This window comes from Methanolapillus millepedarum, assembly GCF_032594115.1.
Taxonomy (GTDB): domain Archaea; phylum Halobacteriota; class Methanosarcinia; order Methanosarcinales; family Methanosarcinaceae; genus Methanolapillus; species Methanolapillus millepedarum.
Genome location: NZ_CP131060.1, coordinates 462,874 through 478,237 on the forward strand (window position 1 = coordinate 462,874; position 15,364 = coordinate 478,237).

12 protein-coding genes are annotated in these 15,364 nt (G+C 42.0%); 4 read left to right on the top strand and 8 right to left on the bottom strand.

The genetic code is table 11. From position 1 onward, the window contains the following. Nucleotides 1-10: 10 nt before the first annotated feature. The 5 genes from MsAc7_RS02315 to MsAc7_RS02335 form a co-directional block, all read right to left on the bottom strand. Entirely contained in the window at nt 11-5,680 is a 5,670-nt protein-coding gene (locus MsAc7_RS02315; RefSeq protein WP_338102994.1) for a DUF3320 domain-containing protein, read from the bottom strand. Nucleotides 5,681-5,978: 298 nt separating this feature from the next. Continuing rightward, complete coding sequence (locus MsAc7_RS02320; protein WP_338102995.1) at nt 5,979-6,257, bottom strand: MoaD/ThiS family protein; 279 nt, start codon at nt 6,255-6,257, stop codon at nt 5,979-5,981. After that, entirely contained in the window at nt 6,254-7,009 is a 756-nt protein-coding gene (locus MsAc7_RS02325) for a HesA/MoeB/ThiF family protein (RefSeq protein WP_338102996.1), read from the bottom strand. The genes MsAc7_RS02320 and MsAc7_RS02325 overlap by 4 nt, the downstream gene beginning before the upstream one ends. Before the next feature lie 74 nt (nt 7,010-7,083). Beyond that, complete coding sequence (locus MsAc7_RS02330) at nt 7,084-7,413, bottom strand: DUF2769 domain-containing protein (RefSeq protein WP_338102997.1); 330 nt, start codon at nt 7,411-7,413, stop codon at nt 7,084-7,086. 4 nt (nt 7,414-7,417) lie between these two features. Beyond that, on the bottom strand, nt 7,418-7,837 hold the full coding sequence (locus MsAc7_RS02335; RefSeq protein WP_338102998.1) for an HIT family protein: 420 nt from the start codon (nt 7,835-7,837) through the stop codon (nt 7,418-7,420). A gap of 229 nt (nt 7,838-8,066) precedes the next feature. Between MsAc7_RS02335 and MsAc7_RS02340 the strand changes: the two genes are divergently transcribed. Then, the gene (locus tag MsAc7_RS02340; RefSeq protein ID WP_338102999.1) at nt 8,067-8,672 is read left to right on the top strand and encodes a metallophosphoesterase; all 606 of its coding nucleotides are present in this window, start codon (nt 8,067-8,069) and stop codon (nt 8,670-8,672) included. Nucleotides 8,673-8,728: 56 nt separating this feature from the next. On the opposite strand, the gene MsAc7_RS02345 is transcribed toward MsAc7_RS02340, so the two are convergent. Beyond that, nucleotides 8,729-8,911: a hypothetical protein gene (locus MsAc7_RS02345; protein ID WP_338103000.1), complete on the bottom strand. Its 183-nt coding sequence runs from the start codon at nt 8,909-8,911 to the stop codon at nt 8,729-8,731. 176 nt (nt 8,912-9,087) lie between these two features. On the opposite strand from MsAc7_RS02345, the gene MsAc7_RS02350 reads away from it, so the two are divergent. Next, the gene (locus MsAc7_RS02350) at nt 9,088-9,966 is read left to right on the top strand and encodes a hypothetical protein (RefSeq protein WP_338103001.1); all 879 of its coding nucleotides are present in this window, start codon (nt 9,088-9,090) and stop codon (nt 9,964-9,966) included. Next, nucleotides 9,963-11,750 carry a DUF4209 domain-containing protein gene (locus MsAc7_RS02355; RefSeq protein ID WP_338103002.1) on the top strand — a complete coding sequence of 596 codons (1,788 nt, stop codon included), beginning with the start codon at nt 9,963-9,965 and terminating at the stop codon, nt 11,748-11,750. Before MsAc7_RS02350 ends, MsAc7_RS02355 begins: the two co-directional genes overlap by 4 nt. A gap of 33 nt (nt 11,751-11,783) precedes the next feature. Here the strand turns inward: MsAc7_RS02355 and MsAc7_RS02360 are convergent, their stop codons facing one another. Both MsAc7_RS02360 and MsAc7_RS02365 read right to left on the bottom strand, forming a co-directional pair. Next, entirely contained in the window at nt 11,784-12,665 is an 882-nt protein-coding gene (locus MsAc7_RS02360) for a hypothetical protein (RefSeq protein WP_338103003.1), read from the bottom strand. A 286-nt stretch (nt 12,666-12,951) separates the two neighbouring features. Further along, nucleotides 12,952-14,730, bottom strand: a complete 1,779-nt coding sequence (locus MsAc7_RS02365; RefSeq protein WP_338103004.1) for a radical SAM protein — start codon at nt 14,728-14,730, stop codon at nt 12,952-12,954. 163 nt (nt 14,731-14,893) lie between these two features. Between MsAc7_RS02365 and ribC the strand changes: the two genes are divergently transcribed. Further along, nucleotides 14,894-15,355 (top strand): riboflavin synthase, encoded by a 462-nt coding sequence (ribC, locus tag MsAc7_RS02370; protein WP_338103450.1) that lies wholly within the window; start codon nt 14,894-14,896, stop codon nt 15,353-15,355. The last annotated feature ends 9 nt before the right edge of the window (nt 15,356-15,364 follow it).

Consider the following 15,364-nt stretch of genomic DNA (forward strand, 5'->3'; position numbering starts at 1 on the left):
ACCTTACGCTTTACTCATCCAGGTAAATCTTTCCGTTTGGAAGCGTCACCAATTTGTTGTCTTCAATCGCTTCCGTCACAATGCCTTCGATTTTTTCTTTGGCGGCAGGACGCAGCGTCTTAAATCCGAGCGCAAGCGATACTTGTTTTACCAACTGGTCTTTCGGGATAGAATACTGCGTCTTTAAAACATAAACGGCCGCTTGAAGGATTTCTTCGTCGCAAATCCATTCGATGTCGAGGAAATCGCCTTCCCGACGCCGGACCAGGCATTTGCGCGGTTTGGCGGACCATAAGTAGCTGCCGCGGACGCGAATATAGTTGGACTTTTCGGCCGATGAAATTTCCCGAATAATCATATCCCGCATGGGTTTTGTCATCCGTTTGACATCGCATTGCTTCTTAATCATGGCAATGAGTTGTTCTTTATGAATCGGGCCTTCGAAAGTGACAATTTCCACAATTTCATGCTCCAGTTTGTGGCGCGGAATTTCAAGCAGATTGTCGGTGGACGGCAAATCAACCCCTGTGCAGCTTTCGTATTTGGGAATGCCGTTTTGAATCAAATAAGCGACGTCAAAGATTTCTTCCGTCGCGTCTGCCAAAATACGGCTGTCTGAGAACGGGTCGTCCTCTTCCGACAGTTCCGTAAAATCATCGTCGCCGAAAAAGTCGATGTCAAGATTATCGTCCGGTTCCGGTACAAAAGACGGTATTTCCGCGGATTTGGTTTTGGATTTTGTATCGGATTTTGTTTTGCTCACTTTTTCCACAATCACGCAATCATCGGCGTCAACATACGTTTTCTTTTTCACCGTGTCCGAATCTGTTGCGGAGATGACGGTTTCCGGCTTCTTTGATTTCTCCAATCCATGTACAAGTGTACCAACTAACATAGCAACAGTTTCGGTTTCCGGCTTCTTTGGTTTCTCCGGTCTGCCGGCCTCTTCTTCAGATTTCAATTCTTTTCCGATTTCTTTTTCTTCTTCGGGATTGAATTCGGATTCTTCCGAGGATACCGATGGAGATTTTTTGGATTTTGGTTCCGGCTTTGACTTTGTTTTCGGATTTGTTTTTTCAGCCGGCTCTTCTTCAAATTCAATGATAATTTCTTCTTTTTCTTCAAACAATAAAATTTCATCATTCTCCGATGTCTTCATATCTTCCGAGCCTTTTTCGGTTTTTATATTTTCTTTCGGAGCGCTCTTCTTTTGTTTTTGAATTTCAGATTCCCGGTCATTGATGAATTTTAAAATGGCGGTCACGTCTTTTGTGTCCGGCATTGCGGATTCATCCGATTCCGGCGCGGTTTCTGCGGCCGGCTTGATATTTTTCGCGTTTTCTTTGGCTTTTTCAATGGCGTCCAGAAGGCTCTTTCGGCTCTTTTGCGGATTCATGTACCAATCGGTTGACCAAACTCGGTAAAGCGTCCAGCCGAGTCCTGTCAAAACCTCGCGCCGGAGGCGGTCGCGGTCACGGGCAACATGGGAATTAAAATACTGCGGGCCATCGCACTCAATCCCGATGAGGTAGTGTCCCGGGACGTTTTCATTAACGACTGCCATATCAATCTTATAACCGGCGCAGCCGACTTTCTGGTGAAGTTTGTATCCGTTTTCTTTAAGGAACGTGTGCACGGAATCGTCAAAGGCGGCTTCATCGCTTTGGTATTCCGGCATCTTTGACAGAAGCGTCTTTGTTTCAGCGTACGCCAAAAACGCTTTTAAGATGCGCAGGCCGGCCGGGTCTTCGTCGCCGACATCCAAATCAATGGCGGTAAAGTTTGAGAAAATTACGCATTTTTCGCGGGCGCGGGTGAAAAGAACATTCAAACGCCGTTCTCCGCCGTCGCGGTTGAGCGGACCGAAATTTTTGGACAATTTGCCATTTTGGTCAAAACCAAATCCGACGCTGACGAAAATCACATCACGCTCGTCTCCCTGAATGGTTTCGATGTTTTTGACCGTGAAATTTTCACCTTTTTCGTTGTTAAAAACCTTTTCAAAGCCGGGCGTGTTCTTGACTAAAATTTCCACTTCTTTTTGAATCGCTTCCTGTTGCTTCACGTTAAAAGTTCCGACCATGAGTGTTTTATCCGGGAAATGGATGAAGTGGCGGATTACTTCCTGCGCGACAATCCGGGCTTCTTCTTTGTTGACGCCGGTTTTTCCGCGTTCGTAAATGGTATCTTTCTGGTAGCGCAATTGAAGTCCCATGTTTTTGTCTTCATGAAGCGGGGACGGGTAAACATACAAGTGATTTCCGTAAAATTCATTGTTGGAAACTTCAATCAACGATTCGTGGCGGCTTCTGTAGTGCCAGCGAAGCGTCTTATACGGGAAACTGCGTTTGCAAATATTTAAAACGCTTTCGACATCGGAATAGACGACATCTTCATTGTATTCATCGTCGCCTTCCAAAAGATTTTCGAAGAACGTTGTCGGCGGCAACTGTTTGGAATCTCCCATCACCACCACTTGCCGGCCGCGGAGAAGCGCGCCAAGCGCGTCTTCCGGTCGAACCTGACTGGCTTCGTCAAAAATAACAACGTCAAAGGAGGTGGTCAGCGGGTCCAAATACTGCGCAATCGAAAGCGGGCTCATCATGAAACAGGGCTTGATTTTTTGAATTAAGCCGCCGGCGCTTGACATCAGGCGGCGGATCGGCATATGCGCTTTCTTTTTGTTGAATTCATTGAGCAATATGCCGGCTTCGGACTCGCGCGACGCGCCGACATAAATCTGCGGCATTTGGCTGTAAATTTCAACGTTGATCCGGTCGCGATTTTTCAAAATCACTTTTTCGTCCAAATCAGAGAATTTGTGCAATTTGCTTTCATGCACCTCTTTAATAAAGGTGGACAACACACGCTTTTTCATAAATTCCGCGCGCAAAACGCCGTCGGCATAGTTTCCTTTAAAAGTCGGGAGGATGTCTTCGGGCAAAACGGCGTCGTTGTCAATCATATCCATCATCGGCGCGGCGACCGTGTGATGACATTGATCACGGTAAATGAGAAATTGGCTCCAAAGAACCAGAGACGGAAGTTCTTCATGCCATTTTTCAAGACGGGACCGAAGCGATTTTGCGGATACGGATTCTGAAAAGGATGGATTGTCCGCGGCAAAAGCATACTGTTTTTTGGGCGGCATTTCCGGCAAATCCATGTCCGAATCGTCGCAAGCAACGACCGCCGCTGTTGAGCGGAATGCCGGATCGGAACCGGGGCCAAACGCCGCTTCGGACAAGTCCGTTTCGGTCGTCGCTGCGCCGGTATTGGATCTGAAGTCCCCCGCATTGTATTCGGCCGACCCGAATTCCGGTGCGGCGGATTGCGTTTTGAATGTGTCAATGACGGTTTCGGTGACCGCGCCGGGCTTAAAGAAAACGGACGGGTCGCCGCCGATTCCGTTGACGATTCTGAGAACGGCGGCCGGAAGACCGACATAAGCTTCCTTGATGTCGCCGATGGATTTTAAAACGTCGTCTTTTTCGATTCCTTTTTCAATTTTCAGATAAACATCACTCGTCACCAAATCGCTTTTGACAAGCCGGGCGAAGTGTTCCGACCACTCCAAAAAGACATCGAGAACAGTCGGGTCTTTTTGTCCGATTTCCCAAAACGGTCCGAACAGAGTTGTTGCTTTTTGTTTTAAGTTGCCGAGTTCACGGTTCAGATCTTGGACTTCCTGCACTTTCTGAAGGTCGGATTTCATTTCAGAATCGCTTTTATCAACGCGTTTAATGTAACAATTCAACACGGCCGCTTTTTGGTTTTTCAGGTCTTTGTCCATGAATTTGAGCAGCTTTCCGGATTTCTGCAAATAAGATTCGATATCGATTTCAAAGATCTGAGATGTGAAAATGTCTTCAATTTGTTTGTCCAAGTCGTTAAACCGTTTGGCTTTTTGAATCAACCCGGCACCAACCTTTTGGTTTTCGGGTTGGATGATATTTTTCAAAACCGTTCGGTCCACTTTCGGAGACGCGAGAATGATTTCCGCCGTTTCAAGGACGTCGTCGACGCCGCTCATAGACGACGGGGCGATCAGCCCTGTTTTTCCGATGATTGTATCAACAGCGTTGTCTGTTTTTTGAGCGCGTAAGACGGCTTCTTCAATATCGGATTCTATTTTTTGCGCGTCGGGCGGAAGAATAATTCCGGGGGCGCAGCCGTTCCAAGGGCTGTTTTTGATGCTTCCGATACTGGGGAGCGTATCTGTCATTTTTTCCAAAATGGAAACGGCTTGCATCCACTGATTTTTGTCCCATCTCTCCGGGTGGGAAAATTCGATGGTCTTCATTTTCCGCTTTTGCATGGCAAAATAATGATTGACGTCTTCGCGAATGCCGTAAATATCGTAAACGGTGTTTCCGATCGGACCGACTTTGAGACTGAGCGCTTTTGCGTATTCGTTGAGTTCATACTTGAGATTTTCAAGTTCGACCAAATCTTGAGAAATGTTTTTTTCCATCGGCGGCTGACGTTTTAATGTTCGTTCCAGCTCATCCAAAACCGCTTTTTTCTGGGCTTTGTGGCTGTGAATTTCAAGACACATATCGCCAAGACCGATGGTGTCGAGACGCTTTTTAACGACTTGAAGCGCCGCCATTTTTTCACTGACGAAAAGAACGCTTTTGCCCATAATGAGCAGTTCCGCGATTAAATTCGTGATCGTTTGGGATTTTCCGGTTCCGGGCGGCCCTTCAACGACCAAATTCCGGCCGGCTTTCACGTCTTCGATGACGGCAATTTGAGACGAATCGGCGTTAACGATATGGTAAATGTCTTCGGCTTTCAGTTTGATATCGACGTCGTTTTCCAAAAAGCCGCCGTCATATTCGGGAAGAGACGGGTTAAAAACCTGGTTGATGAGCGGATGCGTTTCGGGACCCTGGCCTTTGGGCCAGACGGACGGGTCTAAGTCTTTATACATCACGAATTTTTTGAAGTTATAAAAGTCGAGATAAGCTTCGGTTGTGACTTTCCAGCCGTCTTTTTCGGAAATTAAATCGTCAACCGCCTTGAGATAAAAGTCTACGGCGTGTTTGTCTTCGGCGCCGGTAAATTCGGGGAGCTCAAGTCCGAATTCCAGAAGTTTGGCTTTGAGAGTGATGGACGCAAAAATATCGTCGCCGGTCCATTGAATTGTGAATTTTCGTTTGAGTCCGACGCGTTTGAATTGAATCGGAATGAGAATGAGCGGCGCTTTAAAGCTTTTTTTCGAGCCGTCGGTCCATTCTAAAAATCCGGTCGCCAAATATAAAATCGGATAGCCTTGCTCTTCAAAGATGGCAATCGCCTGGTTGTTCGCGTAAAACAGGCGGTTTTCCAAGTCGTCCGGCGTAAACGGCGTTTCCAGCATGACGCCCGAACTTTCTTTGGTCTCGTTTTCTTTCTTCTTTAAAATATTTCTTAAAAGACCGCCTTCCTCCTCGGTTTCCACATCCGCTTCAGAGGATGCCGCCCCGGCTTTTTTTGTTTTTGTTTCCGTGCCGTTGGCCCGGAATTTCATGGATTTTTCCTGGACAACCAAAATATCGTAAATTTCGGAAATATTGTCGTTTTTAATTTCAATCGTTCTTTTTTTGGACGGTGTGTAATTTAAAAGATTGTTATTGAGAGACAAGTCGAGCAGCTTTTGTCTCAGGAGTTCAAGTTCTTGTTTGACATCAACCATTTATATCCTTCCGAATAAAAATAAACTAACCTTTAAAATAAAACTCTCTGTGGCGGTTCCTGAATATTTTGAATATTATTTTCCAAACAATTCAAAAATATTCTAAATTTTTGTTCAATAAAAGTATACTTTAAGAATAAAGAAATAGATGACCGATTCTATATAAAGGTTTATATAGATTTTTGAAAAAAACGCCTAAAATCGGCTGATTTTTGAGAAATTTGTTTTTATCAATCAAGTTAAAAGCACAAGTTAAAAGCACAAGCCAAAAACACAAGTGAATCTCAAGTTTAAAAGATCAGCCGCCGGAAACAGGCGGATAAAGAATGATTTCATCGCCGTCTTTTGGAAAAAAAGACGCGGCCGAATCGCAAACAATTCTTTTTTTGTTCACTTGGACGATGATATTTCGGCGGAGATGACCGGAACAATCGAAAAGAAGAGATCCGCCATCGTCGTTTTCCAGGGAAAACTGTCTCAATATCTCTTTTAAATCCGTGTTTTCCGAAAACGCCGTTTCCGTTTTTTCCGGGAAATATTCCCGTAGGCGCCCGTATGCTAAAATTGTTATTTTCATATTTTTTCCCCGTTTTTACATTTACCGCAGACCGGACAGTTTTCGTCTTTTTCGAGTTCAATGACGTCAAATGAATTGGAAAGTCCGTCCCAAATCAACAACTTTTCGGAAAGCAATTCGCCTTTTTTGGTGATGTATTTGATGACTTCGTTGGCTTCAAGGGACCCGATCACGCCGCAAACCGATCCTGAAATCGGAAACTTCTCCGTTTTTGAAATTTTGCAGCTCAAATCTTTATTTTCCGGCGCCGGAAACGCGCAGAAAAAGCACGGTCCGCCCGGCAAAAATACAGCGACTTGTCCGGAAAATCCGTAAACGCCCGCATGGAAATAAGGTAATTCGTTTCGATAAGCAAATTCAGCTAAAATACGGCGCGTTTCATCGTTGTCAAGCGCGTCGACAATTATTCCGGCGCCTTCTGCCAGTTCCGCGACATTTTCCGGCGTTAATTTTTCGCAAACCGGCAATGTCGTAACATACGGATTTTGAGACGACAATTTTTCCGACCCGGAAATCGCCTTTTGCCGGCCGATGTCTTTTTCATGATGCAAAAACTGGCGGTTCAAATTTGTTTCATCCACGGCGTCAAAATCCAAAAGAATGATTTTTCCGACGCCGGCCGCCGCCAAGTACGTCGCGACGGGCGAGCCGAGGCCGCCGGCTCCGGCGACGAAGACCGTCGCTTTTGATAGTGCTTTTTGGCCGCTTTCTCCAAAAAGCGGGAGTTGACGGGAATATCTTTGAGTCATCATTTTTGTTTCGGATTTTGTTTCCGGTTTTTATTTTTAGTTTTTATTTTCGGATATTTTTCTCATCCCAAGTTTATTCATCCGTCCGTTCTGCAAAAATCGGCACCTTCCATCGCAAACTGTTTGTAAACGGCGCAGCCGGGACATAAACAGGAATCATTGGTTTCGTTGTTGTCTATGCCGATCGTTTTATTGTTTTCCTCGCCGGAACCGTACGTCGGACATTTTCCTTTGGCGCAATACATAATAATCCCAATCGGCGGGCGGAGTGAACACACCGGACAAAGGCAGACTTTAGAGTGGTGAAACGACGCGCAAACGCCGAAATACCGTCCGAACTTTTCGGGTTGAATTTCAGATTGAATTTCGGTGGCGTTCGTTTCCGTCCGGATTTCGGATTCTTGCATACCATCATTTCCGGATTTGGTTTTGAATTTGAGCCAAATATTTCATGTCTTTCTCTTCGGCGGAACAGGAGCTGACAATCGAATGCATGGAACCGCCGCCGTCGCCGTTGTAACGCGGAATAATATGAATGTGCGTGTGCATGACGGTTTGTCCGGCCGCTTCATAAACATTTGTGCCGATGGAAAGCCCGTCCGCGTTTAAATTCTTGTATATTTGTTTGGAAACGCCGTTCACAAAAGCGAATAACTCTGCCGACTCCCTTTCGGACATTTCCGCAAAGGCGGCCGAATGTTTTTTTGGAATCACAACCGTGTGGCCTTTGGAACACGGATGAATGTCCAAAAACGCCAAATGTTTGCCGTCCTCTTCGATTTTCAAACTCGGAATTTCACCGCTTGCGATTTTACAAAATAAACAATCCATATTGATCCCTCGGATATGAGAATGATGAAATGATTGAAATGATTGGAACGATTAGTATTGGAATAATTAAAATTTAAAATATTAGAATTTATGAGAATTAACGGATTCATTGATTTAAATCTTTATTATAGCACTACAATTTTATATATAATTAGAAATTAAAATGGTTTTGTGGAAATTTTCCATTTAAAATGACAATAATACAAATAAAAAAAATTGAGGAGATATTTTGAAAATACTGGTCATGTCCGACACCCACATCCCAAAACTTGAGCCGTCCGAAATTCAAGCCGTTGCCGACGCTTCCGATTTCCCCACCTTTCCGGAGATCATGCGGGAAAAAATGAAAGAAGCGGACGTCATCGTCCATGCCGGCGATTTTGAATCCAAGGAAATTTTTGATTTGTTTGAAAAAACGGGAAAACTCAAAGCTGTTCACGGAAATAACGACGGAAAAGAAATTCAAGCCAAAATCCCGGAAAAACGGGTGTTTGAAGAAAACGGCGTCAAGTTCGGTGTTATTCATCAGGCCGGCGTTTCCCTCAACGAAAATACATCCCGCTGGTATTTAGCGCGGGAAATGGGCGTCGATGTCCTCATTTTCGGGCATATTCACACGCCCATGATTGACGAATACCACGGCAAATATTTGATTTGCCCGGGATCGCCGATTAAAGCGCGCATGTCCGAACCGTCCGTTGTTGAAATTGAACTGGATGAACAGAAACCGGGTATTGTCGGCGACATCCGCGTTATTCCGGTCGGGGCAGCAGCTTGCGGATATTTGAAATTTATGAACCGGTTGGAAGAAGAAAATGGGAAAGGAGAGAAGTAATTTAGGAAAATTACTCGAAATACAAAGTCAGAAATATTTCTAAAAATTCATTAGAATCACAACCCGAATGTCTTTTGAAAATGTTCTTCAAAAATTTCGAGTGTGATTCCACTTTGAAGTCCCATTTCTTTGAATAATCCTGCTATTCCGATTCCTTCCACACAAACTGATTCCAAAAATAATCTTAAATCTTCTTTTAAAGAATTGGCGAGTTCATATTTATCGGCGTCATCAAACATTATTGTCAGCCGGATATATCGTTTTTGTATTGATTAAATCTTTACTAACATTTTCTTGTTACAGGTGGAGTTATTAAGATTTAATTTAACTTTGGGTGTATCAAATTTTTAAAAAAACATATATACTTTTTAAATATTATAATCTCCTTATTTTATAATAAAGTAAAGGTGGAAAAATGGTTAAAAAAGTATGTGTTGAGGATATGGCATTACTTCCAGATACTTCTGAATTGGAAGATTCTGTGAATGAGACAAATCCGCCAAAAAGACCTAAACCAACAGCAAGCTCAAAAACATCAACGAAATCTTCTAAGCCAATGGAAAGTGTGAAAAGTCAAGTGCCAATGGAGAAACACAAGAAAATAAAGACTGGATACGAATCATATAATAAACCTGACAGTTCATTTTATATTGTCCATTTCACAAAAAGTAAGGCGCCTTTCTGTAAAGAAAAAGAAAATCCAATTCGTTCAAGCGTAAAAATTGATCAAAAAAATTTTAAATCTGCATTTAACAGGCTTGAATCCATACTAAAGAGTAAAACTATTTTCGCTTCCATGATGCCATGGACTAAAGCAAGTTGCGTATGCTTCACAGAATGCCCATGGACAAGTCTCATACATCATGCGGAAGAATATTCGCCGTTTGGAATTGGATTTAACAAAAAGTTTATATTTGATTCTGGAGGTGGTCCTGCACTTTATATTAGGTCAGATTTTGAAAATTTGACTGAGAAAGATAAAGATCGCTGGCCTCCCGGGGTGTTTAATTTTATTACACCATTTTGGCCAAATTATACAAAACAGGTAAAAAAATTAAAGCATGTTGATTATACTCATGAGAGGGAATGGAGAGTTCCTGGTAATTTGACATTTGAATATCAAGATATTGAATTTGTAGTTGTAGAGAATTACGATTGCATTGAAAAAATAGACTCTGAACTTAAAAAAGAAATAGGTATTGAGAAATTTCTAGTGATGGATATCTACGAATCAATTGAAAAACTTTGGCCTGTTCATAACTTGTCAATAAATAATCAGAGAGGGGAAAAATGACTCCAGTTGAGATTCCTGAGGCATTAAAAAGTTATGATGACATGGTTTTCAAAAATTATGACGAAAGGGATATTTTCGAATCTTTAATCTCGGATAAAGATAATAGTGAAGAATGGTTTTCAGAACTAAATGCTTTTTCATTTGGAGAAGGATTTGGATGTGACGGTGAAAGCGGAATCGGTAATTACTTTGGTCCAATGGTTGTTTTTGATAACGGTGCAACCATACCTTCAATAAATTGTATCACTCCATCAATGATTGATTATTGGGAAACACGAGCAAATGAAAGTCAAAACCCCGTTCTCATTGCAAGATATAGTGGACTTGTCATTGATTTTAAACAAAAAATTTCAGGTGCAGAACCGTCCATTGAAATGTACAAAACTCACATAGCCGCATTAATTGATATAGCTGATGGTAATTTTCATAAACACACACACAATGTTTATTGCAAATTAAAAAGAGCATTGGAGCTTTCAATTAAATTAAATAATTATAATTTCATGTACCGATGCAGAGACTCAATCATAAATTTTGAAAAAAAGAATTCAGTGGATAAAAAACCTGGAACTTGGGGGCATTCTTATGATTTGCTTGTTAAAGATAAATCTGTAAGTAAAAAAATTGCCCTCACGGATGGTAAAGAATCTGAAATAATTAAAGAGTTAGAGGACAAATTAGAAAGATTAACAATTTCATCCGACATCAATGAAATATTTCCACAGGCAGCAGAATCATCAGCGATACGGCTGGCAAAATATTATCAAAAAAAACAGAAAAATGAAGACGTCAAGAGAGTTATAGTAAGGGTTGGAAAATCTTATTACAAAATTATTGAAAATAATCCTGAAATTTCGGCAATCCAGATTATTTCAGATCTACAACACATATGTACATTATATTCAGAATTTGGTTTAAATGAAGAAATGAAATTGGTACTATCCGATATTAGAGAATATGGACAGGATATTGAATCTGAGTTGAGAACTCATGATTTCTTATATAAATTTCCTCCTGAAAAAATTAAAAAACACATAGAATATATGACTTCGAATGATATTGATGATTTTATTCAGAAGTTTATAAAAACGGGGAAAGGCCCCTCAAAAAAAGAAGCGAAGGACTATGTATTAAGCCAAAAAGAAGAAACTCCGTTTTATTATTTAATGTCTCAAATGTTATTGGGTGAGAATGGACAAATTATTGCGAAAGTTGGTTCACTGGAAGATGATATAGAAGGACACGCTGTTTTGCATATATCACAGAGATTGTCGTTTTCATCCTATTTTTTAAGGATAGGCATTGATGCTGCAATTGAAAAATTTGGCTTAAACAAAGACCATATTATTAAATTTATTTCTAACAGCCCTATTATTTCTGAGGAGCAATTAACAATAATTGAAATTGGATTAGATGCCTATTTTAAAAATGACTTTATTGTATCTATTCATCTATTAATCCCGCAAATTGAAGCATCATTGAGAACACTCGTTGAATATGGTGGAGGAACGGTTTATAAAATATCAAGAAATGGATATAACCAGTTAAGAACTTTAGATGATCTTTTAAGGGATCCTTTAATTGAGGAGTCATTTGGGGAAGATGTTGCCAATTATTTAAGAATCGTTCTTACAGAACAACGTGGGTGGAATATTCGTAATGATGTATGTCACGGTATTGCAAATGTAAAAATATTTAACGCCCAGACAGCAGACCGTATTTTACATATACTTTTATTGTTGGGGGTTGTGCGTGAAAAAACAGACACCGAAGCCATAACTTGATTTTAAAACTTTGGGAATGACGAACTGAAAATTTCAAGTCCCCGAATCATTTTCTGTCAAAACCCTTTGTGCCAATTCGTTTAATTCCGCCCGAACGCGTTCGTTCTCATCTTCCCGGAAACATAAATACAGGGACAAGGGGTCTATATATTCGTTTTTATATTTTTTTTGATTGAATATTTTTGGATTATATTTCCAAATCTCAATACAAATATCGCCTTCCACATCATCTGTATTTTTCCAAAACCCGGATTTTTGAAGGGTTTCAAATTCCGAAAGGGAGACGGCATAAACCGGTTTTTCATCTCCGGCGATGAATGTGTAATGAGATAAAGCCGGGTCGCCGGATTTATAAAATTCAATTTCAGGAAGCTCAATTTCAGAAAGCGGCGGACTCTCATTTTGCCGGACATAAACTATTCGGTCAACCGGAGAACGCATTTGTTTTTCCGTTTGACTCCACAGTTTTTCCCTCTCCGGAAAAATCAGTTTTTTTTCTTTGGAGCCGGCAATTTCACAAAATCCTTTCGATTTCAATTCATTTGCGACAACTGTAATTGTTTTTGGTGTATATCCTATTTTTTTCGCGATTTCTTTCAGCGAAAAAATTTCCAAAGATTCGATTTGAAGATGATATAAAATCAAAAGTTGAGCGGCGGGCGATATGAATTCCGTTTTTCTTTTTTGCCGGACCGGATCTTTCAAATCCATGAGCAGGTCCGGCAAATATAGTTGATTTTGGGGAATCATGAAGTTGATTTTATTTTGAATGAGTTTTCTTCTCGTCTCCGCGCTTAGAGATGAAACTGCCAAAATCACCGGGCAGCTAAGTCCGAATGCTTCGGAAACAGACTTGGAATCTTGAATGAGCTGTTTGCTGTCCGGCTCATTTTTTTTGTTTTCGCAATCTGCCAAAATCAACGAACGATTCTCCACCTCTAATAAACTATACCGATATCGATGTCTAAGGTAAAGCGGCAGTTTCTTCAGTTGAGATTCCGAAATATCGGTCATTTTAACGTTTAAACCAAAATGTTCTGTCAAATATTTCAGAATATTTTGCGTTTTCAGATCTTGTAATTCGTTCATAATTACCTTATTTTTTCTATAATTACCTTTAAAGGTAATTGTTCAAAATATAGGTAATCATATGATTTTCAAATATAAATAAATTATTAAAATGATTGATTTTTGAAGATCATTACTCTTTTTCATCTTCAAAGCACACATATTTTTCAATCAATTTTCCGTGCGGACTTCTTAAAATCAGATCTTCTTTTCCGGAATACGGGCGCATTCGGATAATTTCTTCCGCCATGGATGGATTCAGTCCGGGCAGCTCTTTGAGAATCCCGGACGGCACGGTGTTGACGTTTACCGGATACGGAATTCCGGAAACGGAACGGTAACCGTGACCGGTGATCACAATATCGTAAAACCGGTTCAAGTCCAACTTATCGGGAACGCCGACGAGAAGCGGATACGTTCCGAATTGGCGTCCGAACGTGAGGTCGGATTTTGCTTCTGTATCATAAATTTCCATGAACACGTCTCTCAGAACCGTTCCGACGGGGGCGACGCGCCGAAGCATCGGCAAATCGATTTCCTTTCGGATTTTTTCTTTGTAATCTTTGAAATAATCGTTTTGTTTCGAATGAGAGCGTATGTTCGAATGAGACCGATTTTGGTCGCTTTTTTCAAAATTGTTTTCCAATGATTCGTAAATCGGTGTTTTCGGAAAAGCCATCACTTGGCGAATGTTGATGCGGCGCAACATGAGTCCTTCGTCGTAAACTTGCTTTAAAAATTCGGCATTCAGTTGAAATGTTTTTTTCGTCTCGCCGGAGAGCCCGTGAACGAAATTGATTCCCGGCAAAATTTCCGGCATTCCGTTTTTCCCGCGGACGGCGCCGATTTTGTTGACCAAGCGGACAGCTTCCATCACTTGTTCGGCCGACGCTTTTAAATTGTTGGCGGCAACGACGGCCGGGTCGGCGCTTTCAAGTCCCATCGCGATGACGTCCCCCGGCGTGTGATATTTGACAATTGTTTTTAAAATTTCAGCGGACTCATTCGGAAATTCGGCGAGCGTGATCGGGTTTCCGTTGTCCATATGCAGCGTCAGGAGATCCGGCGCGACGCGGCGGATTCCGGAATACAATTTTTCAATAGCGGACGGGTTCGGTTTTAAAATCAGACCGCCGGTGTCAATTCCTTTATAGGCGAACAGGTCGGGTTGGCGGCCGAGGCGGAAATGCCGGACGCCGACGTCGTAAAGCTTTTTCACTTCCGCAATAATGTCTTCTTCTTCCCGAAAGTCCGGGCGGCCGTAAAAAGATTCCGTACAAAAAGAACAATGTTTCTTTCGTCCGCAACCGCGATACGTTTCGATTTCACAAATGATGTTCGGAAAATTCGGATGCTTCCCCGCGATAAACGCGCCTTTTTCGGACCAACGCGCGATTTCGTTGGTGGTCCGGTAACGGTGCGGCAAATCGGCACCGATTTCGTTTTGGACGGCGGTTTTACTTTCGGCCGGATTGAATCTGTCAAAAACAAAACTTTCAATATCCTTTTTGGAGACCAAAACCTCTTTTTGCAAGAACAGTTCCGTCGCTGTCGCGGTTTTTCCGCCTTCTTGGGAATATCCGAGGCGAATCGGCCCGCCCAAAATTTTAATGCCGCCGGCCAGGCGGAAAAGAGTTCGGATTTCTTCATCCGTAATCGGAACGCCGGTCAAATATTTGCCGGGAACCGTCATTCCGGAAATGATGATCAGGCATCCGGCGTCTTTGAATGTTTTTGCCAATTCTTTTCCGGCTTTTCGGACCCGGTCAATTGTCAAATAAAGAATGTCTTCTTCGGAAAAGCCGCACTCAACAAGCGCGCCCGCGACATAGCGCGGATAAGGGGAAAGATAAGGCGGGACGCCGAAACAGGCCGGTTCGTCCACATAGCCGTCTAAAATGATCACGTTCATAGAAAACGAATAAAAAAGTATTTTCAGTTTAATTAATGTTTTTCATCTTTTTCATTTTTTATTTTCATTTTATGTTTTCTTATGTTTTCATTTTATGTTTTCATTATTCTGTGTTAATTTTCTTATGAATACATTTATCTATTTTTCATTCTTTTTTTCAGACATGCCGACAATTGGAATTGCAGATACGACTTTTGCGCGTTACAACATGGGCGCCGCCGCCATTGACGAGCTTAAAAATTCGATTTCCGCCAAAATTATTCGCGTCACTGTTCCGGGAATTAAAGATTTGCCGGTCGCGGCCAAAAAACTGCTGGAAGAGCAGCACTGCGATATTGTGATAGCGCTTGGGATGCCGGGGCGCCAGCCTCAGGACAAAATTTGCGCGCATGAGGCGTCTCAAGGAATTATTCTGGCGCAACTCATGACCAACAAACACATCATCGAGGTTTTTGTTCATGAAGATGAGGGAAAAGACGACAAGGAATTGGCTTTTCTCATGGAGCAGCGGTCGCGCGAACATGCCCAAAATGTTGTCAAAATGCTCACCAACCCGGAAAAAATGATTAAAGAAGCCGGAACCGGACAGCGGGAAGGATTCAAAGACGCAAAACCGCTTTCGTAAATTTATTTT